The following is a 25,942-nucleotide window of genomic DNA, read 5'->3' as shown; positions in this document are numbered from 1 at the left end:
ACTGGTCACGGGACCGGCCAGGGACTGACCACGGGACCGGTCAGCGGACGGATCAGGCCATCGGCACCGTCTCCAGAACCCGTTGCTCCGCCAGCAGATCCTCCTCCCACGAGGGGATCGGGATCTCGAAGTGGACGGTCTGGAACCGGGACGGGTCCCCGTCGCGGCCGTCGTACACCTCCACCGCCAGGGACCGCCAGAACGGTTCCGCCCCGTCGACCCGCGTGTCCGTGTGCAGGTAGATGGCCTCGTAGCCGGGGGTTCGCGCGACGAACCGCCTGGCCATCTCGACCATCGCGCGGGCGAGGCCGTGTCGGCGGTGCTCGCGGCGCACGTACACGCGGAACAGTTGCGCGGTCGACTCCGCCGGGTAGCGCTCGACCAGCTCGCGCGGGTGCGGCGGGCTCTTCGGCGCGGCCGCCCGCACGGCGGTCGTGCCGACGACCTCCTCGCCCAGTGTCGCGACGAACAGGGCGTGTCGGGCCGGGCGCAGGTAGACGCCGTCGAGGTCGATGACGTCCCAGTGCCAGGCCGGCTGGTAGCCGTAGTCGAAGTCGCGGTAGAAGGTGTCGAGCATGACGCGGCGCGCGCCCTCGACGTGCTGGGGGCCGGCCATCCGGACGTCGTAGTCGCCGATGGCGCGGAAGTACTCGGTCAACTCTCTCCTGTCAGGTACTCGTCCTGCTGGGGTGGGGGTCACCGGGCGATCAGCTCGTCCGGCTCCCGTTCGGGGACGCCGAGCAGCGCCCGGGTCACCGGGTGGGCGGGCTCGGCGAGCACGCGGGCCGCCGGGCCGCGTTCCACGACCCGGCCGGCGTCGAGGACGACCACGTGGTCGGCCAGCCGCGCCACCACGCCCATGTCGTGGCTGATCAACACCAGTGTTCCCGCCGACTCGGCGCGCAACGCGGCGAGCAGGTCGAGAATCCCGTGTTGGGTGAGGGTGTCCAGACCCGAGGTGATCTCGTCGCAGAGCAGGACCCGTGGCCGGGCCAGCAGCGCCCTGGCCAGGGCCGCGCGTTGCAGCTCCCCGCCGGACAGCCCGTGCGGCACCCGGCGGGCGTGCTCCTCGTCCAGCCCCACCCGGCGCAGGGTGGCCATCGCCGCGTCCGCCGCCTCCTCCGGGCTGGCCCCGTGCAGCCGCACGGCGGTGCGGCTGATCTGGTCGAGGACGCGCCGGTGGTGGTCGAAGGAGCCGCGCGCGTCCTGGAAGACGTACTGCACCGCCGCGAGGTCGTCCCGGCTCCGGCGGCGCAGCGAGGGCGCGAGCACGGCTCCGTCCACTGTGACCGTTCCACTCGTCGCGGCGTGCAGCCCGGTGACGCACCGGGCCAGTGTCGTCTTGCCGCTGCCGGAACGGCCGACGATCGCGACGCACTCCCCCGCCGCCGCGGTCAGGTCCACCTCGTGCAGCACGGCGCTGCGTCGTCGACCGGAGCCGTGGTGCGCGACCAGGGAGTCCACACGGAGCCGCTCGGCGTTTCCGGCGCCGTCGTCGCTCTCCGCGCCGACCGATGCGCCCGTGTCCGCTGCCCGGTCCGTGATCACCGTGGCGACGTGGGGTTGGGCGGCCACCAGTGCCCGCGTGTACTCGTGGGCGGGCCGGGACAGCACCCGGGCGGCCACACCCGACTCCACCGGGCGGCCGGCGCGCAACACGATCACGTGGTGGGCCAGGGCGCGCACGACGTCGAGGTCGTGGCTCAGCAGCAGCACGGCGATGCCCTCGGCGGCCAGGGCGCGCAGCTCGTCCACGACCTCCGCGCGCGTGACGGCGTCCTGGCCGGTCGTCGGCTCGTCGGCCACCAAGACGACGGGGTTCGCGACGAGGGCCTGCGCGAGCACGACCCGCTGCTGCTGCCCCCCGGAGAGCTGGTGGGGGTAGCGGCGCGGCAGCTCCGGTCCCGTGGGGAGCCGGGCGCGACGGACCGCGTCGGTGACGAGGGCGGACACCGTCGTCCTCCTGATCCGGCGCGACCGGGACGGCCCCGGCAGGTGGCGTTCGGCCACCTCCCGCAGGACGCCGCCGACCCGCCGCACCGGGTTGAGCACGGCGGCCGGGTGCTGGGGCACGTAGGCGACCGCGCCGGGCCGGGGCGGCCGACCGGGCGCCACCTCGACGCCGTCGACGACGACGCGCCCGGAGACGGTCGCTCCGGCTGGGGCCTCCCCGAGCACGGCGAGGCCGGTGGTCGTCTTGCCGCTGCCCGAGGCCCCGACGAGGGCCAGCACCTGACCGGCCCGCAACTCCAGCGACAGGCCGTCGACCAGGCGCCGGCCGCCCACCTCGGTCACGAGGTCGTCCACCCGCACGACGGGTTCGGTCACGGCGCGGCTCCCTGGGGTTCTGGTCGGGGACCGGGTCGGTTCCCGGATCCGGTCTCGGTTCGGGCTCCTGATCGGGCTCCTGGTCGGGCTCCTGGTCGGGGTCCTGGTCCGGACCGCGTGGCGAGGGCGCGGTCGAACAGCAGGTTGACGCCCACGGACAGGGCGACGATCAACAACGCCGGGGCCAGGACCGCCCACGGCTGGACGAACAGGCCAGGCCGGTTCCTGTCCACCATCACCGCCCAGTCGCTGGCGTCCGGCGGCACGCCCACGCCGAGGAAGCTGGCCGAGGCCACCAGGTAGAGGGCGCCGGTGAACCGGGTGCCCAGGTCGGCGGCGAGCGTGCGCACGATGCTCCTGGCGACGTAGCCGACGGTGATCCGCCACCAGCCCTCGCCCTGCAACCGCAGGGCCTCGACCGCCGGCCGGCTGCCGACCTCCAGCGCCGCGGCCCGCACGATCCGGGTGATGCCGGGCAGGTTCAGCAGGGCCACGATCGCGACCAGCGTCGGCGAGCCCGACGGCGCGATGGTCGCCAGCAGCACCAGCAACAACAGGGACGGCAACGCGAGCACCAGGTCCAGCGGCCGCATCAGCAGCTCGTCGACCCACCGGTGTCGGCTCACCGCCGCGGCGATCCCCCACGGCACGGCGACCAGGTAGGCCAGGACCGTGGCCAACATCGCGACGAGAAGGACCGTCCGGCCGCCCAGCAGGACCTGCTGCCAGACGTCCCTGCCGACGAAGTCGGTGCCGAGCGGGTGCCCGTCGCCCGCGACGAACGCGCGGGACCGGGCTCCGGGGCCGGAGACGAGCCAGGGGCCGGCCACGGCGAGCAGCAACGGCACCCCGGTCAACACGCCGCCGATCCCCCAGCGCAGCCAGCGCCTCATCGCACGACCTCCGTTCGCGGGGAGAGCCGGAAGCCGACGACGTCGGCCACCAGGTTGACCAGCACGGTGGTGACGGCGAAGAACACGGCCAGCCCCTGCACGACGGGGAGGTCCCGCGCGGCGACGGCGTCGACGAGGGCGGTGCCCAGACCGGGGATGACGAACACCGCCTCGACGACGATCACCCCGCCGAGCAGCCAGTCCGTCGTGTGCGCGAGCTGCGGCACGGCGGCGGCCACGGCGTTGGGCAGGGCGTGCCGGAGCCGGACCCGGCCGGTGGACAGGCCGAGGCGGCGCGCGTGGCGCACGTAGTCCGAGTCGAGCGCCTCGATCATCCCCGCCCGCACGAGCCGGCTGATCGAGCAGATGGGCCGGGCCAGCAGCACGACGAGCGGGAGCACGAGCACGGCGGGGTGCCGCAGGAGGTCGCCGCCGACCCCGACGGCGGTCGGCGGCAACCAGCGCAGTCGCACGCCGAACACCGCGACGAGCACGATCGCCATGGCGAACTCGGGGATCGCGTGCAGGGCCACGCTCACGGTCGTCACCGCGCGGTCCAGCGGCCCGCCCTCCCTGACCGCCGCGACGACGCCGAGCAGCACCGCGAGCGGGACCAGCACGAGCAACGTCAGCGTCGCCAACACCAGCGTCGGTGCGAGCCCGTCGGCCAGGAACGCCGCCACCGGGCGTTGCGACACCAGAGACACCCCGAGGTCCATACGGAACAGCCCGGCCAGCCAGTCCCAGAACCGCTCGGCGAGGGGCAGGTCGAGGCGCATGACGCGGCGGATCTGCTCGATCCGCGCCGGGTCGGGGTTGTCGCCGGCCAGGGCGACCGCCGCGTCGCCGGGCAGGGCCTCGGTGAGCAGGAAGACCGCGCAGGCCACGACGAGGACCTGGAGCACGCCGACGAGCAGCCGGCGCAGCGCGTAGTGCCCGAGGCTCACCCCAGCCACACCTTGTCGAACCGCGCCCAGTCCAGGGTGTTGGCCGGCGCCTTGGCCACGCCCCCGACCCTCGGGGCGGTGGCCACGAGCCAGTCGGCGAAGCCCCAGACCAGGAACCCGCCCTCGGCGTGCTGCGCGCGCTGCATCTCCAGGTAGAGCTGGCGGCGCTGAGCTTCGTCCTTTGTGGACACAGCCTTGTCGTAGAGGGCGTCGAACTCCGGTCGCGCCCACTTGGTCACGTTGGTGGTGGACGCGCTGAGCAGCCGCTGCGCGATGTGGGTCTCGATCGGCATCGCACCGGACCGGTAGCTGGACAGCGAGCCGTTGTTGAGCGTGTCGGCCCAGAAGCTGTCCTTGTTGCCGACGGCGACCTCGACCTGGAGCCCGACCTGGCGGGCCTGGTCGGCGAAGACACTGGCCGCCTCGACGAAGCCGGCCGCGGCGCCCGAGGTGTCCAGTTTGACGCGCAGCCCCTCGGCGCCGGCCTTCCTGATCAGCGCGCGGGCGCGGTCCAGGTCCCTGGCGCGTTGCGGGATCTCGTCGGCGTAGTACTGGTACCCCTTGCCGAACAGGTCGTTGCCGATCTGTCCCGCGCCGGACAGCGTGGTCTCGACGAGTTGCTGCCGGTCGACGAGCAGGAACATGGCCTCCCGGAGGTCCTGGTTGTCGAACGGGGGCCGATCGAGCTTCATCGCGAACGCCTGCATGGCGCTGTTGGGCGAGCGGACGACTGTCAGCCGGTCGCTGTGCTCGTAGCTGCGCGCGGTGGTGGGCGTGAGGTCGTGCGCGTACTCGACCTGCCCGCCCAGCAACGCGTTCACGCGCGCCGACTCGTCGTTGCTGATGAGGAACTCCAGCTCGTCCAGGTGGGGCGCGCCCTCCCAGTAGTTCGGGTTGCGGCGCAGCAGCAGCGACCGCCCCGGCTCGAAGGAGACGAACGAGAACGGCCCCGACCCGACGGGTCTGCTGAAGTCCTCGGCGCCCTCGGGGACGACGTAGGCCCCGAACGCGGCGAGCACGTTGGGGAACTCGACGAACGGCCGGCGTAGCGCGAACTCCACCGTGCGGTCGTCCACCGCGCGGCTGTTGGCCAGGTCGATCACGGCCAGGCTGGACTTGGCCCGGAACGCGCGCTTGGGGTCGAGGATCCTGGCGTAGCTGGCCAGCACGTCGGCGGCGCGCACCGGACGCCCGTCGTGGAAGGTCGCCTGGCGCAGCACGACCCGCCAGCGGGTCAGCCCGGCGTCGGGCTCCCACCGCTCGGCCAGGCGCGGCACCGGGGAGACGTCGTCGCCGAGGTCGGCGAGCTTGTCGAACATCGCCTTGGACCGGGACGCCTCCACGAACAGGTTCGCCATGTGCGGGTCGAGGACCTCCTTGGCCCCGCCGCCGGCGAAGGCGGCCCGCAGCCGGCCGCCGGAGCGGGGCTGGCCGGGGCCGGCCGCGTCGGAGCCCCCGGCGCAGCCGGCGAGCGCGACCGCGGAGGCGGCCGCCGCGAGGCCGAGGAACCCCCGACGGCTCAACGCGGGCGGGCGGGACGGCTGACGGACGACGACCCTGGCGGGGTGGGGGACTGACATGCTCACTTCCTTCTGGGCTGCGGTCGGGGGTCAGGCGCGCCGACGCGCGACGACGTGCAGGCGGTCCGAGGACAGGGCGGTGGACAACGCGGCGTCGGCGCTCCACGGGAGGTCGGTGCGGGGGCCGGGCTGGTCGAACATCGCCAGCACCTCGAACCCGGCGAGGTCCAGGAAGTGCCGCAGTTCCTGGGGGAACAGCAGCCGCCACGCCGAGCGCTGGTGCAGGGGCGCGGCGCAGCCCGGCCACTCCCAGACCCGGTGCCGGCGCAGGAGCTGGGCGGCGTGGTCGATCCACAGTGTCGTGTGCGAGGTGTAGGTGGTGCCCCGCCACAGCACGGAACGCGTGCGGGTCCCGTCGAGCAGTTCGGTGTTGCCGAGGAAGAAGGCGCCGTTGCGCATCTCCGCGACCAGCAGGCCTCCGGGCCTCAGGTGTTCCCGGCACCGGTCGAGGAACGCGGTCAGCTCCTCGTTGCGGTGGCAGTACAGGAAAGCGCTGTCCAGACAGATGATCGCGTCGAAGACCCTGCCGAGGTCGAACGAACGCATGTCGCCGCGCGTGAACTCGACGTCGGGGTACCGCTCGCGCGCGTGGGCGAGCATGCGTTCGGAGAGGTCGAGGCCGGTGACGGTGTGGCCGACGGACGCCAGGTAGCCGGCGTCCCGCCCGGTGCCACAACCGATGTCCAGCACGGTCCTCCCGCCGTCGAAGCGGCGCAGCACGTCGTCGACGAACCGGCCGGCGCGGTGCTCGGGGTCAGGGAACTGGTGCTCGTACAGCTCGGGGTTGTCGGTCAGCAGGTTCTCACTGACGATCTCGGGTCGCATGTCGCGAATCACCTCGACATCTCGACGTCGGCGGGCGGCGCGACCGCGCCCCTGCGGTCCAGCCAGCGCACGGTGGCGGCGGAGGCCAGCCCGGCGGCGGCGCACAGCAGCCACGCCGGCCACGCGACGCCGCCAGCCGATCCCGTGCTGGTCAACCCGGTGCTGGTCAACCCGGTGCTGGTCGACGCGGTGCTGGCCCAGCCGACGAGCGCGTTGCCCCCGGCGGCCACCACCCCGGACACCAGGTAGAACACGCCGAAGTACGTTCCGGACAGGCCGTCCCTGCCGAAGGCGGGGATCAGCTCCAGCACGAACGGCTGGCAGACCATCAGGCCCAGCGACATCGTGAACACGGCCAGCAGCACGGGCGCCAGCCGGGCGGTCGCGGTCAGCAGGTCGCCAGGAGCGCCGCCCGACCCGACGAGCGGGGCGGCGAGCAGCGGCACGAGGAAGGCCGCGCCCATCAGGGCCAGCCCGGCCGCGATGGCCACGCCCCGCCGCAGCCGTCGTTGGCACCACTGGGTCACGCGGACCTGGAGCAGCAGACTGGCCACAGTGGACACCAGGAACACCGCGGCCACCGCTCCGCCCTGGCCGGTCGCCCACTCCGCCTGCATCGGCAGGACGAGGTAGAGCTGGTTCTGCAACGCGAACATGCCGGTCAGCGCGAGGGTGAACGCCACGAACCTCCGGTTGGTCAGGCACTCGCGCCAGTCGCCGAGCACCGATCCGCCGCTGGGCGTCACCGGCTGCGCGGGCAGGACCAGCGCCTGCGCGATCGTCAACACGGCGAAGACCAGCGCCGCGACCACGGCCGAGACCCGGAAGCCGATCACCAGCAACGCGCTGCCCAGCAGGGGGCCGAGCAGCGCCCCGGTGTTGGCGAACACGTTGAACAGGGAGAACGCCTCGGCCCTCCGGTCGGCCGCCGCCACGGCGAGGTAGGCCCTGACGGCCGGGTTGAACAACGCGCCGGCCAGTCCACTGAGGACTGACGCGGCCAACAGCACGGCCAGCGAGTCCCCCAGCGCGAACAGTCCGAACCCGACGGTGCGCAGGCCGCAGCCGGCGATGATCACCGTGCGGGCGCCGAGCCGGTCCGAGGCGGACCCGCCGATGAGGAACAGCCCCTGCTGGCTGAGGTTGCGCACGCCGAGCACGACCCCGACCACGGCGGCCGACAGGCCGAGGTCGCGCCCGAGGTGCGTGGCGAGGTAGGGGATCAACAGGTAGAAGCCGGTGTTCACGCCGAGCTGGTTGACCAGCAACAATCGCACCGACAACGGAAAACTGCGCAGCAGGCGGAGCGTGGTCACGACCGCGCCTCCCGCGCTCGCGCCGGGCGCACCCCGAGGCCGGGCCGGCCGGACAGCCGAAGCACGCCGTCGTGGCCGCCGATCCCGGTCCACGGGTCGTCGGCGAGCAACAGGTGCCCGTCGAGGTCCACCCACCGGGCATGGCCGGTCAGGTGCACGGCGGGCGCGAGGCCCAGCGAGCTGGCCACCAGGCACCCGAGCATGACGTCGGTGCCGGCGGCCCGCGCCGTCGCGATGATCTCGCGCGCGACGCTCACCCCGCCGCACTTGGCCAGCTTCACGTTCACGCCGTGCACCGCGCCGGCGAGCCGCTCGACGTCGGCGAGGCTCGTGGCGTCCTCGTCTGCGATCACCGGCACCGGAGAACTGCGCGCGAGCCGGGCCAGCTCGTCGGGGGTCCCCGGCGGGATGGGCTGCTCCACGGCGTCCACGTCGTGGCGGGCGAACTCCTCCAGCAGGCGCGCGGCCTGGTCCGGCCGCCACGCGCCGTTGGGGTCGAGCACGAGCCGGGCGTCGGGGGCGACCGCGCGCACCGCGGCGACCCTGGCGAGGTCGTCGGCGGGGTCCGGGGAGCCCAGCTTGAGCTTCAACGTGCCGAAGCCCTGATCCACCAGCAGTTTCGCGGTCGTGGCCGCGTGTTCCGGCTCGGTGATGCCGATCGTGCGGGCCGTGGTCACCGGCCGCCACGTCGGCTGGCCGAGCAGGTGGTGCACGGGCAGGCCCACCTGCTTGCCCACGAGGTCGTGGGCCGCGGCGTCGACCGCCGCGAGCACGCCGGGGGCCTCGGCCAGGCAGGACGCGGCGTCCGGCAGGGCGGCGAGCAGACTGGCCGGGTCGGGGAAGTCGGCGAGCACGGGCGCGAACGCGGCGAGCAGGTCGGTGATCCGCCGCACGTCGAGTCCGAAGTAGACACTGGTCACGACCTCGCCGTCGCCGACGGTTCCGTCGTGCTCCAGCGTGATCTGGACGGCGTCCCTGCTGGTCATCACGGAGCGGGAGATCCGGAACGGCTCCCGCAGCGCCAGCGGGACCACGGTCCAGTCCAGTTTCCAGGAGAGGGTCACGCGGGGACCTCCACGGTCGTCAGGGGGTCGACGGCGCCCCGGCAGCGGGCCCACCCGGTCACCTCGACCGCCCTGGGGTCGGCGATCTCCACGGGATGGGGCGCGGGCGGCCCGGTGAGCCCCCGCGCGCGGCAGTAGTCGTCGTCGAAGATGGTGCCGAGGTAGCGGTGCGGGCCGTCCGGGAACACCGTCACCACCCGCGCGCCCGGTTCGACCCTGGCGATCCAGGCCGCCACCCTGGCCACGGCCCCGGTGCTCCAGCCGCCGGTGACGAAGGCGTGCCTGGCCAACCGGCGGCAGGCGTCGACCGCCTCCACCGGCCCGACCCAGTGGACCTCGTCGAACAGCGGGTAGGCGACGTTGCGGGGGTAGATGCTGCTGCCCAGCCCCCGCATCACCCGGGGCCGAGCCGGCTGCCCGAAGATCGTCGAGCCGACGGTGTCGACGCCGACCAGCCGCAGCCGGGGCCAGTGCTGCCGCAACACCGTGGCCAACCCTCCACTGTGGCCGCCGGTGCCGACGCTGCACACCAGGACGTCGGCGTGGTCGAGCTGGTCGACCAGCTCACGGGCCAACGCGGCGTAGCCGGCCGGGTTGTCCGGGTTGTTGTACTGGTCCGGCCAGTAGGCGTCGGGCAGGTCGCGCAGGACCTGGCGCAACCGGTCCAGCCGCGCCTGCTGCCAGCCCCCGGTGGGGTGCGGCCGGTCGACCACCTCCAGGCGGGCGCCGTGCGCGACGAGCAGGGACCGCATGGCCGGTTCGAGGTCGTCATCGACGACGAGCACCACCGGGTGGCCGAGCGCCTGGCCGGCGAAGGCCAAGCCCACGCCCAGGGTCCCACTCGTGGACTCCACCACGGGGGCGTGCGGGCGCAGCTCGCCCCGCTGCCGCGCGCCCCGCAACATGGACACCGCGGCGCGGGCCTTCATCCCGCCGGCGCTGAGGCACTCCAGCTTGGCCCAGAACCCGCGGTGCGCGTGCGGCAACGGTGTGGTGATCCTGGCCAGCGGCGTGTTTCCCAGCAACGCCAACAGGTCCTGGTTCCCGCCGAGCGCCGGGACACGACCAGGAGTGTCCACTGTGGACGTGAGAGTGGGCGCCGAGGTCCTCACGATGCCTTCCCCCCGTACCGGTAGAGCACGCTCGGGCCGCCGTCGAGCCAGAAGAACGGATAGGGCTCCGCGGAGACCGCGGTCACCCCCGAGCCGAGGAACCACGGCAGCACGGCGCTTCCGGTCTGCGCGAACACCACGAACGGCTTGCCGGTCCGCCGCGCGTGCCGCAGCAACGGTTCGAACGTGCCGTTGCCCAGCGTCATCCCCGAGGCGAGTACGGCGTCGCAGCGGTCGACCACCGCCATGCAGTCGGGCACGAACGGCTCCCCCCACTCCGTCGCCCCGTCCTTGAGGTCACACGGCACGTAGCGCAGGCCCCGTCGCCGCAGGTGGGACAGCAGGGAGTTCACGACCCCGACGACCAGCACGGTCTGCCCCCGGCTGGCCGGGACCAGGTCGGTCACCAGAGCGGCGCGCGCCATCGACTTCTCCAGCGACGACCCGGCGGGCACGGTGACGGCCTCGTCGGCGAACCGCTCGTGCGGGTGGGCGGCCATGAGGTAGGCGTCCAGCGCGGCCACGCGCACCGCGTTCACCGGGTGCGCCACCAGGTCCGCGACGGACGCGCCCACGCAGTCGTAGACCAGGTCGTCAGGGACCTCGTCCGGTTCCACGGCGCACGAGCCGACGGCCCGGTCCACGCGGAAGCTGATGACGTGGTTGCGGTAGCCGCTCCCGCGCGAGGCGTGCCGCACGCCCTGCCGGGTCGCGAAGGCGACGCTGACGCGGGTCTCGGCGGGGTCCGGCCCCAGACGTCCGGCCGTGACCTGGGAGATCAGGTCGGCCAGCGAGCGCGGTCGCGGGCCGTCGGCGCCGCCGGTCAGCCGGAGCGGGGAGCGAGGCAGCTCTCGGGACGACGGGGCCAAGGGCGGCGGGTCCGAAGACAGCGGGTCCGAGGACAACGGGTCCGAAGACAACGGGTCCGAAGACAACGGGCTCACCGGGGTCACCGCTCCGCCTCCGACGCGTACTCCACGCGCAGCCCGCCCACCAGCCGTTCGGCGTGGGCGCGCGCGCCGGCTCCGCGCCGGTCCACCACCATCACGTGCCCGAGGTAGGTGTTGTTGCTGGTGGCGGCGCCCGCCCGCGTGCCGGCCCCCTTGACCTGCCACTCGACGACGTCCGGGTCGACGGCCAGCGCGTCGACCCCGTGCACGCGCTCGACCACGCCCTCCCCCGGCGGCAGGAGGAAGGAGATCGCCGCGCTGCGCGCCCCGGTGTCCACCGGGTCGAGGGCGGGCCGGTTCCCCAGCGCCAGCTCGGCGAACGCCATGGGGAGGTCCACTCCGGACACCCGCCGGACCAGCTCGGTGATGCGGTTGCCCGCCGGCCTCGGGTTGATCTCCACGACGCGGGGGCCGTCCGGGGTGAGCTTCAGCTCGGTGTGCGCCACCCCGTGGTCCAGCCCCACCGCGCGCAGGGCGGCGACGGCCATGTCCTCGGCGGCGCGCCGCAGGTCGGGGTCGAGGTCGGCGGGGAACATGTGTCCGTTCTCGACGAACCACGGGTCGCCGACGACGCTCTTGTCGGTCACGCCGACCACGTGGGTCTCACCGCGGTAGGTGACCGTCTCGACGCTCACCTCCTGGCCGGTCAGCACCTCCTCCAGCAGGACGGCCGACAGCCGCGGCTGCTGCCGGGCGTTGACCGGGAAGCCCTCCAGCGCCAGGAAGGCCTCCTTCAGCTCGGCCTCGTCGACCACCCTGCGGACGTACATCCCCGCGCACAGGTCGACCGGCTTGACCACCAGCGGGTAGCCGAGCGACGCCGCGGCCGACGCGGTCGCGGCCCAGCCCTCGGTCACGGCGAACGCGGGTCCCGGCAGGCCGGCGGCGCGCATGGCCTCGCGGGCGAGGTCCTTGCGGTAGGCCCGTTCCACGGCGGCGGACCCGGCGCCCGGCAGTCCGAGGTGCTCGGCGACCCGCGCGACCGTGCCGAGGTAGTAGTCGCAGGAGGACAGCACGCCGTCGAAGCCGAACACCTCGTGCAGGCGCTCGACCCTGGGCAGCAGCGCGTCCAGGTCGTTGGTCTCGGCGGTGAGCACGTTCTCGGCGGACAGCAGCGGGTGCGGTCCGCCGGCCGGCGCGGAACGCAGGTAGTGGTGCAGGTCCCGGGTGAGGAACGTGAACCGGTGGCCGGCCTCCCCGATGGCCCGTGGCAGCAGTGTGCTCATCGCGCCGACCCAGCTCTCGATCATCAGAAGGTGACCCACGGCACTCCCCTCGGTCGTCGTCGATCATTGACCCTACAATGAAAACCGTTATCAATTGCTCGGTATTACACCACCTGGATGAGGCCGTGTCACCGCGAAGTCAGCGATTCCTGGTCACCGTGCTCGCGTTCGGGCTGCTCCCGGCCCTGCCGGCGGCGGCGGACCCCCCGGTCCCGGCACCCCGGATCACCTTCGGTCCCTGTCTCTCCCCCTCCCCCGCGCCCGCCGTCCCGGACGGCCCCGACGGCGCGACGCTGGAGTGCGGACAGCTCGACGTCCCCCTCGACCACTCCCACCCGGACGGACGCACGCTGCGACTGGCCGTCTCCCGGGTCCGCGCCTCGGGCTCGCCCGAGGAACGGCGAGGCGTCCTGCTCGTGAACCCGGGTGGCCCCGGCGGCAGCGGGCTCGACTACGCCGCGACCAAACGCGCCAAGATGCCCGAGTCCGTGCGCCGGGCGTTCGACGTCGTCGGGTTCGACCCGCGCGGCGTCGGGTCCAGCTCACCTGTCTCCTGTGGACAGATGGGTGGCCGGTTCGACCACCCCGGCCAGGACCCGGTCCCCACCGACGACGAGGCGGAACGGTCCTATATGGACAATCTGCGCCGCACGGCGCGAGACTGCGCCACGGAGATCGGGGACGCCCTCCCCCACATCGGCACGGCCAACACCGCGCGCGACATGGACCTGCTGCGCGCGGCGCTGGGCGAACGGCGGATCAGCTTCCTCGGCGTGTCCTACGGCTCGTACCTCGGAGCCGCCTACGCCACCCTGTTCCCGCACCGCGTCGACCGGATGGTGCTGGACAGCGTCGTCGGCCCCGACGACTGGTACGACTTCGACCGGGACCAGGCGGTCGCCCTGATCCGCCAACGCGACACCCTGTTCGACTGGTTCGCCCAGCACCCCACGACGTTCCGCCTCGGCAGCACCAGAGACGAGGTGCGCCAGCACTACGTGCGGACACGCGAGGAGTTGGCGCGACGCGGAGAGGCGTTCGGCCCCGCCGAGTTCGACCGGCTCGTCTACCGGGCGCTGGGGCGCACCGAGCGGTGGGAGAAGCTGGGCTTGGCCCTGCGGGCGTTCGCGGAGACGGGCAGCAGCGAGCAGCTCAGGACCCAGCAGCCGGCCGAGGACGCGGCCACCCGGAACTTCGAGGCCGCCAACCGCACGGTGAAGTGCGCCGACGGCCCCGGGCCGCGAAGCGAGCGAGAGATCGTGGCCGACCTCCGTCGCCTCCGTTCGCTCGACCCGCGACCCGTCCTGACCGGGATGGAGGCCACGGTGTGCCATTACTGGGCCTACCAGCCCCGGAAGCGAGTGGACCTCGGACGCCGCCCCGGCATTCCCCCCATCCTGTTGACCCAGGCCGAGTTCGACCCCGTCACGCCCTACGCCGGCGCGCAACGGATGCGGCGGGCCCTGTCCGGCTCCCGGATGGTCACGCTGTCCGGCGGCCACTCCCACGGTGTCTTCGCGAGCCAACGCAACACCTGCGTCGACGAGACGACGGCCGCCTACCTCGTGCACGGCGCGCTGCCGTCCGTCGACCTGCGGTGCACCGGGACCGGGGCCGGTCTTCCCACGCCCTCGGCATAGCGCGGCCGACGACCTGGCGGACTCCGGAAAGCCGACACCCGGAAAGCCGACAGGCGCCCACCGGGAGCGGCGGGCGCCTGTCGTCGTCAGGTCGTGGGTCGGGTCGTCAGTTCGGGTCGTCGTCAGGTCGTCGGTCGGGTCGTCAGTCGGGTCGTCAGTCCTCTGAGGACGCGGCGGCCGACGGGGTCTTCGGGACCGCACGCAGCGTGAGCAGGCTGGCGAGCAGGCCGGAGAAGACGCACACCACCCCGGTCGCGATCAGCGTGGCCGACGGCAGGACCAGACGGACGATCTCCCCGGGGACCAGGTCGGAGAACCCCTGGGAGCCCCACCACGACACCGCCACACCCGTGCCCACGAGCCCGAGGACGACCAGCAGCAGGCCGATGCCGAGCAGGACCTCCAGGCGCATCACGGACAACAGGCCGGGTTTCCCGGTGTCCCGCGTCAGGCCGTTGGCCCGTCCGTAGAGCTTGGCGCAGCCACCGAAGAGCAGGAGCTGCACGGAGACCATCACCAACAGGCACGCGTAGACCAACGCGGCGATGTCGAACCGGACCCCGCCCACGGTGACCGGGCCGGCGGTGAGCACGGCGGTGCCGAGCAGGCCCAGCAGCAGGAGCACGGCCCCCGGCCAGACCAGGGTCTTGCCCGGCGCGAACACCAGCAGGAACCGCAGGTGACGCCAGCCGTCCCGCCACGTCCGCAGGTGCGGCGGGCGGGAGCGGCCGTCCGGCCGCAACGTCGTCGGCACCTCCACGATGTCGTAGCCGGCCAGCGCCGAGCGCACCACCAGCTCGGAGGCGAACTCCATCCCCGGCATGCACAGGTTCAGCGCGCGGATGCGGTCGCGGTGGAAACCCCGCAGGCCACAGTGGAAGTCGCCGACGTTCTTCAGTCCGAACAGGACACGACCCAGCCAGCTCAGCACCGGGTTGCCGAGGTAGCGGTGCAGCGGCGGCATGGCCCCTGGGGCGATCCCGCCCTTGAACCGGTTGCCCATGACGACGTCGTGGCCCCGGCGCAGGCCCTCGATGAACGGCCCGAGGTTGGCCAGGTCGTACGAGTCGTCCGCGTCACCCATGATCACGTACTTGCCGCGGGCGTTCTCGATCCCGGCCAGCAGCGCGCCGCCGTAGCCCCGGATCGGGGCGTGCACGACGCGCGCGCCGTGCCGCTCGGCGATCTCCTGGGAACCGTCGGTGCTGCCGTTGTCCGACACCAGCACCTCACCGTCGACGCCCAGCTCCCGCAGGCAGTTCACGGCCTTGGTCACGCAGGTCGCGAGCGTCTCGGCCTCGTTGAGGCAGGGCAGCAGGACAGTGACTTCGAGGTCGCCGTTCACGCCTTCTCCGATGCGGTCTCGCCCCGCGGTCCGCCGTCCTCGGCGGGGTCGGTCGCGGTGGCGGGGTTCTTCCTGGAACTGGTCGACAACGTGGCGCGCAGCCGGTGGATCGCGAGCGCGCCGCCGACGGACAACACGGTGATCGAGGGGATGCCGTAGCGCGGTTCGAGCATCGAGGTGGCCACGGCGAGCACCAGCAAGGCGACGCCGACCGCCGCGAACAGCAGGGCGTCGAGGCCGTCGCGGAAGCCGGGTCGGCGCACGCGCCACACCACGGACGCCAGCGTGAGCAGGACGGAGAGGCCGAGCACGCCCGGCGGGACCTGCGCGTGCCGCGAGTAGGCGGCCAGGAACGCCCTGGTCCTCGACTCCGGGGCCAGCTCGCCCGGCGCGGCCTCGCCCACGTACCGGTCCCCCACGTTGAGCCGCGGCTTGCAGCCCTGCTGCTCGCCCGGCAGATCCCGCAGGTCGGCCGGCAGCACCCACCAGCCGCCCAGGCAGGTCAGCTCGGGGCCGTAGGGGTGGCCGGGCAGCAGGTACTTGGCGAGGTCGTTGGCCACGGACACGCCGAAGTCCACGGGCTGCTGGCGCAGCACCTCCTTGGCGAAGCTCCCGACGAAGTCGTCCTGGTCCGGGCCGAACCGCTGGATGTTCGGGTCCGACCACAGGTACCAGTCGGCCCGCTCGTGGCGCTGGCCCACCGGCTCGCGGGGGCACAGCTCCCGCTGCTGGTCCGTGAGCCGGAGCTTGTCGCAGTCGGCGACCTGCGCGGTGCGGGCGTAGAGGTAGTGGCCCTGCATGTGCGTGAACGCGAACTTGCCGGTCGTCTGCTGGGTCCACGTGAGGTAGCCCAGGATCATCGTGGCGGCGGCCGCCGTGAACGCGACCACCTGCTTCCAGCCGACCCGGCGGACCACCAGGTACAGGAAGACCACGCCGCAGATCCCGACGCCGACGGACCGGGTCAGCGCCGCGCCCGCGACCAGGAGACCGCCGACCCCGCACGTGACCCAGCCAGGGCGCTCCCGCCACAGCACCAGCAGGAGCCCGGACATCAGCAGGACGGTGAACAGCGTCTCGGCCAGCACGTAGTGCTCAAGGGTGATCTGGCGGCCGTCGAGCACGGTGGGCGCCAACCCCAGCGCGGCGAGCCAGCCCGGCAGGCCGCGCCGGCGCAGGAACACGTAGGCGACCACGACCAGCGCGAGCGCCAGCAGGTGCTGGACGACCGTCACCACGGCGACGGAGTTCGTCAGGCCGAGTACGCGCAGGAACACGGGGTAGCCGATGAGGTTGGCCCCGTGGGAGGTGGTCGGGCTCAGGTGCTCGCTCGCGCGGATGTAGGCCGTGCTGTCGGGATACCAGAAGGCCGGCCGGTAGGCGTACACCACCAGCGCGCGGATCGCGGCGCCGACGAGCAGCAGCGCCGTGATCGCCCAGTGTCGGCGGAGGAAGGCGGTGGCGCCCCCTCGCGTCGTCGCGCCTCGGGGCGGCGCCTCCGGCGCGCCGGCCGCCGAGGGACCGGCGACCGGGGTCGCCGTGCCCTGAGCATCGTTCATTGCCCCCGTCTACCTTTTTCGTCACACTTCCCTGACGGAAGTAATCGCGTGCGACGACCCGGGTCACAGTGAAGGTCGCGCCGAACGGTCGCCGCCGTTCGACGTCGACCTCTCCCAGACAATACGTCCCCGCCTCGATTTCCTCCGAGGCAGGTGAGAGCGGCCGCGCTGCGTATTCATCAGGTCACACAGGATGTTTCCGTCGTGGTGACGTCTCGCACTCACGTCGGTTGTCCGCCGCCCGGCGCATTGTGGCCCGCGCCATAGGTGGGCGGCCGCGCGCGACGAATTCGACGGGGGAAAGCCGGCCGGCGGACGAGTCACGACGGCAGAACACCGGGAGCGCATTCGCCCGCTCCGGGGAAAGCCCCCGCACAGGACGCGCCACGCCGCGCTCCCGGTCTTCCGCCCGGCCCCGCGCGTGTTCTTCCGAGGGCGAAATGATCAACTCGCGGTCGCCGCGCGCCTCCTGGCGCGGACGCACCGCCACAGCTCCTCGCCGTACGGCAGGACGACCGTGCCGGCGACGGCGACGGCGATCCCCGCGAGGTAGCTGGAGGGCAGGCGGTTGCGCTTCAGGTGGAGCCGCCATGCGCTCACCGGGCCCTGGCCGCGCAGCAGCTCCCGCGCCTGCCGCCAGTGCAGGCAGGCCACGGCGGCGCTGCCCATGAACGGCAGCGACTCCAGGAAGCTGTGGATGTGCTGCTCGATCGGGCGCACGTCCCGTCCGCTCTCCACGGCGGTCGTGACGTCCCACAGCGCCGTGGCCTCGTGCGCCGCGATCGCCGCCAGCATGATCACCATGACCGCCGGGTTGATCTCGCAGAGCAGCGTGAGCACGATCGGCACCCCGATCTCGGTCATCATCAGCAGGTGGATCAGCGACTCGCGGACCCCGGCCGTGTGCTCGATGTCGGTCCTGCGGTGTTGCCACCAGTCGAGCACGCCGGGGATGAACCAGGCGGGGAGCAACCCGTACAGCAGGTACCGCAGGGTCGCGGTCTCGACGTCGCTGGCCTGCTCGGGGATCCGGATCGGTGGACGGGACACCACCGCCTTCCACAGTCGCGCCAACGGTGCGCGCATCGCCTGACCTCCTCGTCGACACTCGTCTCCGCCCGCCCGGCTCGCGCGCGGTCGGGCCGTCGCGGCGCCCCCTCGAACCAGCCCCCTCGAAGCAGCCCCCTCGGACCTGCGCCGTCGTGCCGTCGGCACCACCGGCGCCGTCGGGGCGGGTGCCGCCCTCGGCGGACCCCGTGGCGGCCTGAGAGCGCCGACACGACCGCTCCCAGCGTGCCCCGGAACCACGTCGTCCGCTGACCCAGCGCGGGGCCGCCCGCCACCCGCGGGGCCGGCCCCCGCCGTCGCAACTCGTTGTGGTGAATTCCGTCCGGCCTGCCGGTGGGTGTGGCGGCGGGTCGTGTCTCCGTCGTGTCTCCTCGAAGCCAGGGGATGCCATCACTGGGGGTGAGACATGACGACGCCAGCGGGCTTCGTCCCGACATCCACGTCATGGGCCGATGTCGACCACGGCTGGGTCCTCGGCTTCGTCCCCGACAGCGGGACACCACGTCCGGTCCTGCTGGCCACCGGGGACGGCGGCGCGACATGGACGCCGCGCACGGCGCCCGAGATCACCGTGAGCCCGTCCTCCGCGCAGGTCCGCGTCCACCTGGCGAACGAGCGCGACGCGCTGGCCACCAACGGGGAAACGATCTTCGCCACGCACGACGGCGCGCGGAGCTGGCACCTGGTGGAGCTACCCGACACAGGGCCGCGCGTGGACGTCGGCTCCATCGCGAGCAACGAGACCAACTCCTACATGATGATCGCCTCCGGCTCCGAGGAGGACCAGCGCACGCGTCTGTTCTCCTCACCCGTCGATCAGACCCGGTGGAGCCCGGTGCCGGACGTGGCTGTCCCCGTGGTGGTCGGGGGCTCCGTGGTGGCCTCCGGCTCGGCGGCCTTCGCGGCGCTCAGCGGCCCCGGCGTTCCCGGCCGCTTCTGGTCCACAGAGGACGGCGGCGCCTGGCGGGAGAGCGCCCCGCCGTGCCCCGAGAGCGACATGGCGTCCTGGCTCGCGCTCGTGCCACGCGACCGCTCGGCCGTCTACGCGGTGTGCGCCTACCGGGGAGAGCTGCCCACGGGGCACAGCTACAAGGACCTGAAGCGTTCCGAGGCCGGCGGCCCGTTCCAGTTGCTCGGACGCGCCCCGACCACCGGCGTCATGCGCGGGCTGGCCGTGCCCACGTCGTCGTCGGCGCTGGTGGCGGCGGTCGGCGGTGGCTTCGCGTTCCTGTACCGGACGACCGACGGCGGGCGGAACTGGGAGACGGTGCTCCGGCAGGAGCCGCCGGAGTTCCTCGACCTGGCCTTCCAGGACGCCGCGCACGGGGTGGTCTTCCGGGGCACGGGAACCGGGGACACCGGGGCCGTCCTGCGGACGACCGACGGCGGGGCCACCTGGCGGGAGCTGACGTTCAACAGCGCCTGACGTTCGTGTCTGGCGTTCCGTGGCGTCTGAGGTTCGGCCGGTGCCGGAGGGGTCAGCGGTGCGTGGCGGTGGTATCTGAGGTTCCGCCGGCCGCGACGGGCAGGGCGCCGGCGGACGCCGGTGCCTGGCGGTGGTGTGTGGCGTTCGGCGCGCCTGACCTCTGCCGCTACCGGTCGCGCGTGCCCGACAGCGCCGGCGCGGGCTCCTCGTTGACCGCCGCCGGTTGGGCGTCGCCGGCCGCCTCGGCGAGCGGGGCCGCCTCGGCGTCGCCGGCCGGTTCGTCCCGTCCGGGCAGGTGGCCGGACCCGCGCCCGGCCAGCCAGGCGTAGACCAGCACACCGGCGAACAGCAACAACGTCCCCTGGTAGACGGCGGCCTGCCCGGCCCCCGCGATCAGCCACAGCGAGAAGCCGAAGGAGACGCCCGCGACGAGCAGGTCCCGCCCCAGGCGCAGCGGGCGCACCCGGGCGCGGGAGCCCGCCAGGAGCCACCGGAGCTGGGCCGCCGCCGACAGCAGGTACGGCACCGCCGCCGTGAAGCTCGTGACCAGGACGAGGCTCTGGAACACGGTCGCCGCGCCGCCGACGTAGTTGAGCACGATCATCGCCGAGGCCAGCAGCACGCTGACCAGCACGCCGAAGCGAGGGACGTCCCGACGGCGGCGCGCGAACGCGGCGGGGAACAGCCCGTCGAGGGCCGCCGCGTAGGACATCTGCCCGCTCATCAGGATCCAGCCGTTCAACGCGCCCACGATGGACACGACCGCGGCCATGGCCACCGCGACACCGCCCGCGGAGCCACCGATCATCGTGTTCACCGCGTCCGCGAACGGCGCGGACGAGCCGACCAGCCGGTCGTGCGGCACGACGCCGAACACCGAGACGATGCCCAGCAGGTAGACCACGGCGGACGCGACGGTGCCGAGCACGCTCGCGCGACGCACGTTGCGCCGGGGGTCCCTGACCTCGCCGGCGCTCATCGCCGCCGACTCGACGCCGAGATAGCTGTAGAGCAGCAGCGCCGCGGACGCCGAGAGCGCTCCCGGCCAGCCCTCCCCCGTGGCGTCGAAGGAACCGAAGTTCTCCGCACGGACGAAGAAGAGTCCACCGACCGCCACGAGCAGCAGCGGCACGAACTTCAGCACGGTCGACACGATCTGCACGACGCCCACCGACCGCGCGCCGGCGAGGTGGGCGAGGGTGGGCAACCATAGGCACGCCAGGGCCACCGACGCCTGCGCGGCGGCGTTGCCGTGCAGGGGCACCAGCACGTCCACGTAGCCGACCGCGGCTACCGCGAGCGCGGCATTGCTCGCCCACGTCATCGTCCAGTAGGACCACGCGGACAGGAACCCGGCGAAGCGCCCGAAGGCGTCCCTGGGGTAGACGTAGAGCCCGCCAGTGACCGGGCTGCGCTCTGCCAGCCGGCCGAACAGCAGGGCGAGCGCGACGGCCCCGAGCGTGAGCACGGCGAACGCGAGGAGGCTCACGGTGCCATAGGGCGCGACCGCGGCCGGGAGGGTGAAGATGCCCCCGCCGATGATGTTGCCCATCACCAGCGTCACCGCCGTCGCGAGGCCGAAGCCGCGCGAGCGCCGACCGCCACCCGAGTCGGTCGGCCGAGCCGGTGCCACGGTCGTGGCGCCGCTGTCCCGCATCAGATGCCTCTCCCCAGTTCCCGGCAGAGCAAACCGGCGAAGCATATGGCGACGAAAACGCGCTGACCAGGCCTAACGAGCCTCGTGGGCCAGCGACACGTCCAGGTAGGGAAAATCTTCTGAGGCGCGGTCGACGGGAGGGAAATCCTCCTCGGCCGGGCAGGTCGACGGGTGAGCCGGCGGCGGCCCAGGCTCACCCCGGGAGTCGCCCTCTGCCCTCTGCTGCCCTCCATCTACGGCCTCTGCACGGCCTCTGCACAGCCTTTTCACGGCCTCTGCGCGGCTCATCCCGCGCGTCCGGCGCGGCCCTCCTCGCCGGACCGGTCGAGCGGTCCCCAGTCGTCGGCCTGCTGCTCGGCGACGACGCGGTCGCAGTCGGCCAGCACGGACTCCGCGACCCAGGCGACCGGCTCCCGGCAGACCACCAGCGGCTCGTTGTCCGGGCCCCGACCGCGTTCCTCGGCCCGCAACACCCACGGTCGCACACCCGGCCCCCGCTGGTGTCGCAGGTGCCGGTAGTCGTGCAGCCGACGCGCCACCCAGAGACGCCGCGACCGGTCGCCCCACCACTCCTCGACCCGCAGCGGGTTCGCCGACAGGCCAGGCAGCGGCACACCGGTGAGGCCGTCGCGGCTGGACTGGTCGTCGCTCCCCGCCAGGTCCGCCGTCGGCCCCCTCGACCACCGCAGGTACAGGCCCTCGCCGCGGTCCGGTCCGGACACCAGCTCGGCGAGGTCGTCGAGTCGCTCGATGGTGCGCAGGTCGGCGTCCTCTGGTGTGGTCACGGCGGAGGGGTACCCAGTTCCGGGCCGGCCGGCGCCGTCGGCCTCCAGTGTCGCCGGTGGGCAGGCCGCCCGGGGTGGGCGGACCGCCGCCGGGGCCGACGGCGCCCGTGGCCTCGCCCGGTGCCGTCCCGGTCGTCGGATCTCGTCCGGTTCTGTCGTGGCCGGCAGGTCGTCTCTGGGCCGGCCGGTCTCGTCCGGGCTCATCCGGTCTCGTCCGGTCTCGTCCCGGGGCGCCGTGCCGCCGTGGTGTGCTCCGTGCTCAGTGACGGACGGCGTCGGCGGTCTGTTCGGCGGTGCGCCGCAGGCCGGCCAGCTCGCTCGCGCGCCGGCCCCGGGACGGGTCGTCCTCGTAGCGGGACAGCGCCAGGCCGAGGCCGAAGAACGTGGGGGCCCACTCACCGATGAAGATGCCCCACCGGTCCGCCCGGTCGGCCCTGGCGTTCGGGGTGTCCTCGACCCTGCGGGACACCATCCAGGAGACGACGGACGCGACGATCGAGCCGAAGGCGGCCATGTAGGCGTGCTCGCTGCGCAGGCCCATGTCGTACAACTTCTTGACGATCATGGCGGCTCCTCCCTGGTCCGGGGTGGGGTTCACCCCGAGCTGATGCGCCACCTGTCGAGGTACCCCGGGGGCCGGGCGCTCTCCCGGGGACGGCCTGAAAGCGTGAACTCGCCAGGGGTGGGCGTGATCGTCGACGACTCGGGCGGCGGCGCGGCGGCGGTGTGAGTGCGGTGGGGGCGCGCAACCTTTCTGTCTCGCACAGCGACCCCGCGCGCGCAAGCCATTCACCCTTGCGTGCGCCGAGTTATCCACAGGCTCGGTTTCTGTCCTCCTACCGGGGGACGGTTTTCCGGAGTTGTCCACAGGCCTCCGCACTGTGGTGGGGCGAACGGCCGGCAGCGGCTAGGCTGGTGCAGGGGTCGCCCCCCAGGGAGGGTGGGGGCTGTCCTGAGGTAGGGACGCGAGGGCGGCGAGAGCGAGATCGCGAGAGCGGAGATCGCGAACCCGGGAATCCCGAAGCGCATTCGTCGGAGCGGCGCGCGATTCAGTGCGCGCCACGCGATTCAGTGGCGCCGGCAGCGACGAACACCGAAAAGCATTTACTTCTCTCCGCCGAGGTTTCCGAATTCCGGGAAGAGATCTCAGGCGACTCGCGCACGTCGAATCGGAAAGCGCCCGGAGACGAGAAAGAGTCCCGTCTCCGGGCGCACCCCTCGGTGGTTCCGCCCCGCCGCGCTCAGCCGGTCGGAAGCGGACGCCGCGTCGCCAGGGCGTGCAGTCCCTCGGCGGACAGGCCCGTCAGCCGCTCGGCCTCCTCCGCGTCGAGCGCGCCGCAGTCGACGGCCCGCCGCAACGAGCCGGCCAGCGCCTGCGCGGTCGCCGGCTCGTCGAGCACCGCGCCGCCGGCCCGGTCCACGTAGCGCCGCAGCCGGGCCGCGTCCGCCTCCGCCGCCGACCGGAAGAACGCGAACACCGCCGCGTACCGGCTCACGAGCTGGGCCGGGTGCAGGTCCCAGCCCTGGTAGAAACCGTGGACCAGGCTCCGGCGCACGAGCGCGCCGTGCGTGTGCCACGCCAGTCGCACCTGGTCGGCGTCGCCGACCGGCAGCACGTTCGTCGAACCGTCGGACAGCCGCACCCCGGTGCCGGCGGCCGAGAGCTGCATCACGTGCCGCGCGAAGTCGCACGCCCCGTGCGCGAGGTGTTGCTGCGCCGCCGACAGACCGCACGCGGCCGTGTAGTCGTAGGTGCCGAAGTGCAGGCCGCTGACGCGACCCCGCCCGGCCTCGATCCACGCGGGCAGCGCGATCCGCCCGGACGGGTCGAGGACGGACTGGGTGGTCTCGACCTGGATCTCGAACCGCAGCGCGCGCTCCGGCAGGCCGAGGGCGCGTTCGGCCAGCTCCAGCACCGCCGTGAACGCCTCGACCTGCGCGGTGGCGGTGACCTTGGGGAAGGTGAGCACGAACCCCTCGGGGAGGTGGCCGCCGGTCCGCTCCAGCAGCGCGGTCAACAACACGTCCAGCGTCCGCACCCCGCGTTCCCGCAGCGCCGGGGTGTCGAAGGACTTCAGCCGCGCGCCGAACGACGGTGGCCGGTGCTTGGAGGCGCACCACGACGCGAGGTGCTCGGCCGCCCGCACGGCGTCCGCGTCCTCCTGGTCGTCGCCGGGCGCGCCGTAGCCGTCCTCGAAGTCGATCCGCAGGTCCTCGACCGGTTCGCGGGCGAGCTTGGCCCGCACCCTCGGGTGCACGTCCTCGGCCAGCTCGGCCGGCAGGTCCAGCACGGCCGCCAGGTCGGCCGGGGTGGGCGCGTGCTCGTCCATGGCGGCGAGCGCGGCCTCGCCCCACCGCCGGGGCAGGTCGACGTCCACCTGGTTCGCCGGGACGTAGCAGGTGTGCACCGGTTGCCGACCGCCGGAGTCGCCCGGGTAGCGGCGGGCGCGCTCGGCGTCGGCCTCGGACAGCGGGGCGAGCGCCGCGGTGACGGCGGCGGCGTCGAACGAGGTCCGCGCCATCGTCAGTCGATCCGCTCGTAGGCGGGCAGCGTGAGGAACTCGACGAAGTCGTCGGCCAGTGCGACCTCCTCGAAGACCTCCCTGGCGTCCTTCCACCGCCCACCGTCGAAGGCGGCGGCGCCGATCTCGTCCCTGATGCGCTCCAGCTCCTCGTCGACCACCCGTCGCACCAGCTCCGCCGTCACGGGTTGGCCGGCCAGCGGTCCGTCCCCGGCGAGCCGGACGTCGTTGTGGATCCACTGCCACACCTGGGAGCGGGCGATCTCGGCGGTGGCGACGTCCTCCATGAGGTTGAAGATCGCGGCGGCTCCGGTCCCCCTCAGCCACGACTCGACGTAGCGCAGGCCGACGGTGACGTCGCTGCGCAGCCCCTCCTCGGTCACCTCGCCGGGGGTGGAGCGCACGTCGAGCAGGTCCTCGGCGGTGACGGCGACGTCGTCGCGTCGCCGGTCGACCTGGTTGGGCCGCTCGCCCAGCACCGCGTCGAACGCCTCCGCGCACACCGGGACGAGGTCGGGGTGGGCCACCCAGGAGCCGTCGAAGCCGGCGGCGGCCTCGCGTTGCTTGTCCTCGGCGACCTTGGCCATGGCGCGCGCGTTGACCTCGGGGTCGCGGCGGCTGGGGATGAACGCGGCCATGCCGCCGATCGCGAAGGCTCCGCGCCGGTGGCAGGTCCTGACCAGGAGTTCGGTGTAGGCGCGCATGAACGGCGCGGTCATGGTGACCGAGTTGCGGTCGGGGAGCACGAAGTCGCCGCCGGCGTCCCGGAAGTTCTTGATGACGCTGAACAGGTAGTCCCAGCGGCCGGCGTTCAGGCCGGAGGCGTGCTCCCGCAGCTCGTAGAGGATCTCCTCCATCTCGAACGCCGCCGTGATCGTCTCGATCAGGACCGTGGCCCTGATCGTGCCGTGCGGGATGTCGAGGGCCTGCTGGGCGTGGGTGAACACGTCGTTCCACAGCCGGGCCTCGTGGTGGCCCTCCATCTTGGGCAGGTAGAAGTACGGGCCGCTGCCGCGCTCCAGCAGCCGCTTGGCGTTGTGGAAGAAGTACAGGCCGAAGTCGAGCAGGGAGCCGCTGACCGGCTCGCCGTCGACGAGCAGGTGCCGGTCGACCAGGTGCCAGCCCCTCGGCCGGAACACGATGGCCGGGGTGCGCTCGGCGGTGATCCGGTACTCCCTGCCCTGCGGCGTGGTGAGGCTGATCGTGCGTTCGATGGCGTCGGTCAGGTTGATCTGGCCGGCGACCACGTTGTGCCAGGCGGGGGTGTTGGCGTCCTCGTGGTCGGCCAGCCACACCCGCGCGCCCGAGTTCAGCGCGTTGATCGTCATCTTGCGCTCGGTGGGGCCGGTGATCTCCACTCGCCGGTCCCGCAGGTCGGCGGGGGCCTCGGCCACCGTCCAGTCGGACTCGCGGACGTCGGCGGTCTCGGGCGGGAAGTCGAGGCGGCCGGTGCGGGCGATCTCGGCCCTGCGCTCGGCGCGGCGGCGGAGCACCTCGGCCCTGCGCGGCCCGAACCGCCGTTGGAGGTCGGCGACGAACGCGAGCGCCGCCGGCGTGAGCACCTCCTCCCCGCGCTCGACCGATGGCCCATGGACGGTCACGCCGGTGTGCTCGCTCACGATCCGCTCCTCAGCAGTACGAGCGTCTTCTTTCTGCTATACGGAGCTTAGATTCTGTATGGTGGAAGTCAATGGTGGAA

General features: G+C 73.1%; 21 protein-coding genes. 2 read left to right on the top strand and 19 right to left on the bottom strand.

Annotated features, from left to right (window positions below; translation table 11 throughout):
- Positions 1-52: 52 nt before the first annotated feature.
- The 11 genes from LX15_RS05215 to LX15_RS05165 all read right to left on the bottom strand — a co-directional run bounded on the left by LX15_RS05215 (position 53) and on the right by LX15_RS05165 (position 12,280).
- Entirely contained in the window at positions 53-658 is a 606-nt protein-coding gene (locus LX15_RS05215; protein WP_253668320.1) for a GNAT family N-acetyltransferase, read from the bottom strand.
- A gap of 38 nt (positions 659-696) precedes the next feature.
- Positions 697-2,328 (bottom strand): ABC transporter ATP-binding protein, encoded by a 1,632-nt coding sequence (locus tag LX15_RS05210; RefSeq protein ID WP_253668319.1) that lies wholly within the window; start codon positions 2,326-2,328, stop codon positions 697-699.
- Positions 2,325-3,221, bottom strand: coding sequence for an ABC transporter permease (locus tag LX15_RS05205; RefSeq protein ID WP_253668318.1), 897 nt, complete (start codon positions 3,219-3,221; stop codon positions 2,325-2,327). The genes LX15_RS05210 and LX15_RS05205 overlap by 4 nt, the downstream gene beginning before the upstream one ends.
- Positions 3,218-4,168 carry an ABC transporter permease gene (locus LX15_RS05200; protein WP_253668317.1) on the bottom strand — a complete coding sequence of 317 codons (951 nt, stop codon included), beginning with the start codon at positions 4,166-4,168 and terminating at the stop codon, positions 3,218-3,220. The genes LX15_RS05205 and LX15_RS05200 overlap by 4 nt, the downstream gene beginning before the upstream one ends.
- Positions 4,165-5,748, bottom strand: a complete 1,584-nt coding sequence (locus LX15_RS05195; protein WP_253668316.1) for an ABC transporter substrate-binding protein — start codon at positions 5,746-5,748, stop codon at positions 4,165-4,167. The genes LX15_RS05200 and LX15_RS05195 overlap by 4 nt, the downstream gene beginning before the upstream one ends.
- A gap of 30 nt (positions 5,749-5,778) precedes the next feature.
- Positions 5,779-6,573 carry a class I SAM-dependent methyltransferase gene (locus tag LX15_RS05190; protein ID WP_253668315.1) on the bottom strand — a complete coding sequence of 265 codons (795 nt, stop codon included), beginning with the start codon at positions 6,571-6,573 and terminating at the stop codon, positions 5,779-5,781.
- 8 nt (positions 6,574-6,581) lie between these two features.
- Complete coding sequence (locus LX15_RS05185; RefSeq protein WP_253668314.1) at positions 6,582-7,889, bottom strand: MFS transporter; 1,308 nt, start codon at positions 7,887-7,889, stop codon at positions 6,582-6,584.
- Positions 7,886-8,953, bottom strand: coding sequence for a dipeptide epimerase (locus LX15_RS05180; protein WP_253668313.1), 1,068 nt, complete (start codon positions 8,951-8,953; stop codon positions 7,886-7,888). Before LX15_RS05180 ends, LX15_RS05185 begins: the two co-directional genes overlap by 4 nt.
- Positions 8,950-10,032, bottom strand: coding sequence for a PLP-dependent cysteine synthase family protein (locus LX15_RS05175; protein ID WP_253668343.1), 1,083 nt, complete (start codon positions 10,030-10,032; stop codon positions 8,950-8,952). Before LX15_RS05175 ends, LX15_RS05180 begins: the two co-directional genes overlap by 4 nt.
- A gap of 29 nt (positions 10,033-10,061) precedes the next feature.
- Positions 10,062-10,934, bottom strand: coding sequence for a Rossmann-like domain-containing protein (locus tag LX15_RS05170; RefSeq protein WP_253668312.1), 873 nt, complete (start codon positions 10,932-10,934; stop codon positions 10,062-10,064).
- Between the two features lie 80 nt (positions 10,935-11,014).
- Complete coding sequence (locus LX15_RS05165) at positions 11,015-12,280, bottom strand: ATP-grasp domain-containing protein (RefSeq protein ID WP_253668311.1); 1,266 nt, start codon at positions 12,278-12,280, stop codon at positions 11,015-11,017.
- A gap of 86 nt (positions 12,281-12,366) precedes the next feature.
- Here LX15_RS05165 and LX15_RS05160 point away from each other — a divergent pair, with 86 nt between their 5' ends.
- Positions 12,367-13,881 carry an alpha/beta hydrolase gene (locus LX15_RS05160; protein WP_253668310.1) on the top strand — a complete coding sequence of 505 codons (1,515 nt, stop codon included), beginning with the start codon at positions 12,367-12,369 and terminating at the stop codon, positions 13,879-13,881.
- A gap of 154 nt (positions 13,882-14,035) precedes the next feature.
- Here the strand turns inward: LX15_RS05160 and LX15_RS05155 are convergent, their stop codons facing one another.
- The 3 genes from LX15_RS05155 to LX15_RS05145 all read right to left on the bottom strand — a co-directional run bounded on the left by LX15_RS05155 (position 14,036) and on the right by LX15_RS05145 (position 17,871).
- On the bottom strand, positions 14,036-15,226 hold the full coding sequence (locus LX15_RS05155; RefSeq protein ID WP_253668309.1) for a glycosyltransferase family 2 protein: 1,191 nt from the start codon (positions 15,224-15,226) through the stop codon (positions 14,036-14,038).
- On the bottom strand, positions 15,223-16,785 hold the full coding sequence (locus LX15_RS05150) for a hypothetical protein (protein WP_253668308.1): 1,563 nt from the start codon (positions 16,783-16,785) through the stop codon (positions 15,223-15,225). The genes LX15_RS05155 and LX15_RS05150 overlap by 4 nt, the downstream gene beginning before the upstream one ends.
- 444 nt (positions 16,786-17,229) lie before the next feature.
- On the bottom strand, positions 17,230-17,871 hold the full coding sequence (locus LX15_RS05145; protein ID WP_253668307.1) for a diguanylate cyclase/phosphodiesterase: 642 nt from the start codon (positions 17,869-17,871) through the stop codon (positions 17,230-17,232).
- Between the two features lie 388 nt (positions 17,872-18,259).
- On the opposite strand from LX15_RS05145, the gene LX15_RS05140 reads away from it, so the two are divergent.
- Positions 18,260-19,279: a sialidase family protein gene (locus LX15_RS05140; RefSeq protein ID WP_253668306.1), complete on the top strand. Its 1,020-nt coding sequence runs from the start codon at positions 18,260-18,262 to the stop codon at positions 19,277-19,279.
- Between the two features lie 166 nt (positions 19,280-19,445).
- Here LX15_RS05140 and LX15_RS05135 read toward each other — a convergent pair whose 3' ends face one another.
- The 5 genes from LX15_RS05135 to aceB all read right to left on the bottom strand — a co-directional run bounded on the left by LX15_RS05135 (position 19,446) and on the right by aceB (position 25,862).
- Positions 19,446-20,936 (bottom strand): APC family permease, encoded by a 1,491-nt coding sequence (locus LX15_RS05135; protein WP_253668305.1) that lies wholly within the window; start codon positions 20,934-20,936, stop codon positions 19,446-19,448.
- A 284-nt stretch (positions 20,937-21,220) separates the two neighbouring features.
- A complete protein-coding gene (locus LX15_RS05130) occupies positions 21,221-21,721 on the bottom strand; it encodes a DUF6098 family protein (RefSeq protein ID WP_253668304.1) in 501 nt (166 codons plus the stop codon).
- A 259-nt stretch (positions 21,722-21,980) separates the two neighbouring features.
- Entirely contained in the window at positions 21,981-22,286 is a 306-nt protein-coding gene (locus LX15_RS05125; RefSeq protein WP_253668303.1) for a hypothetical protein, read from the bottom strand.
- Between the two features lie 676 nt (positions 22,287-22,962).
- On the bottom strand, positions 22,963-24,243 hold the full coding sequence (locus LX15_RS05120; protein ID WP_253668302.1) for a DUF6986 family protein: 1,281 nt from the start codon (positions 24,241-24,243) through the stop codon (positions 22,963-22,965).
- A 2-nt stretch (positions 24,244-24,245) separates the two neighbouring features.
- Positions 24,246-25,862, bottom strand: coding sequence for a malate synthase A (aceB, locus tag LX15_RS05115; protein WP_253668301.1), 1,617 nt, complete (start codon positions 25,860-25,862; stop codon positions 24,246-24,248).
- Positions 25,863-25,942 lie beyond the last annotated feature (80 nt).

The sequence above is a fragment of the Streptoalloteichus tenebrarius genome (genome assembly GCF_024171885.1).
Taxonomy (GTDB): domain Bacteria; phylum Actinomycetota; class Actinomycetes; order Mycobacteriales; family Pseudonocardiaceae; genus Streptoalloteichus; species Streptoalloteichus tenebrarius.
The sequence above is the reverse complement of the archived record's forward strand: the minus strand, read 5'-3'. Positions and strand labels throughout refer to the sequence as shown.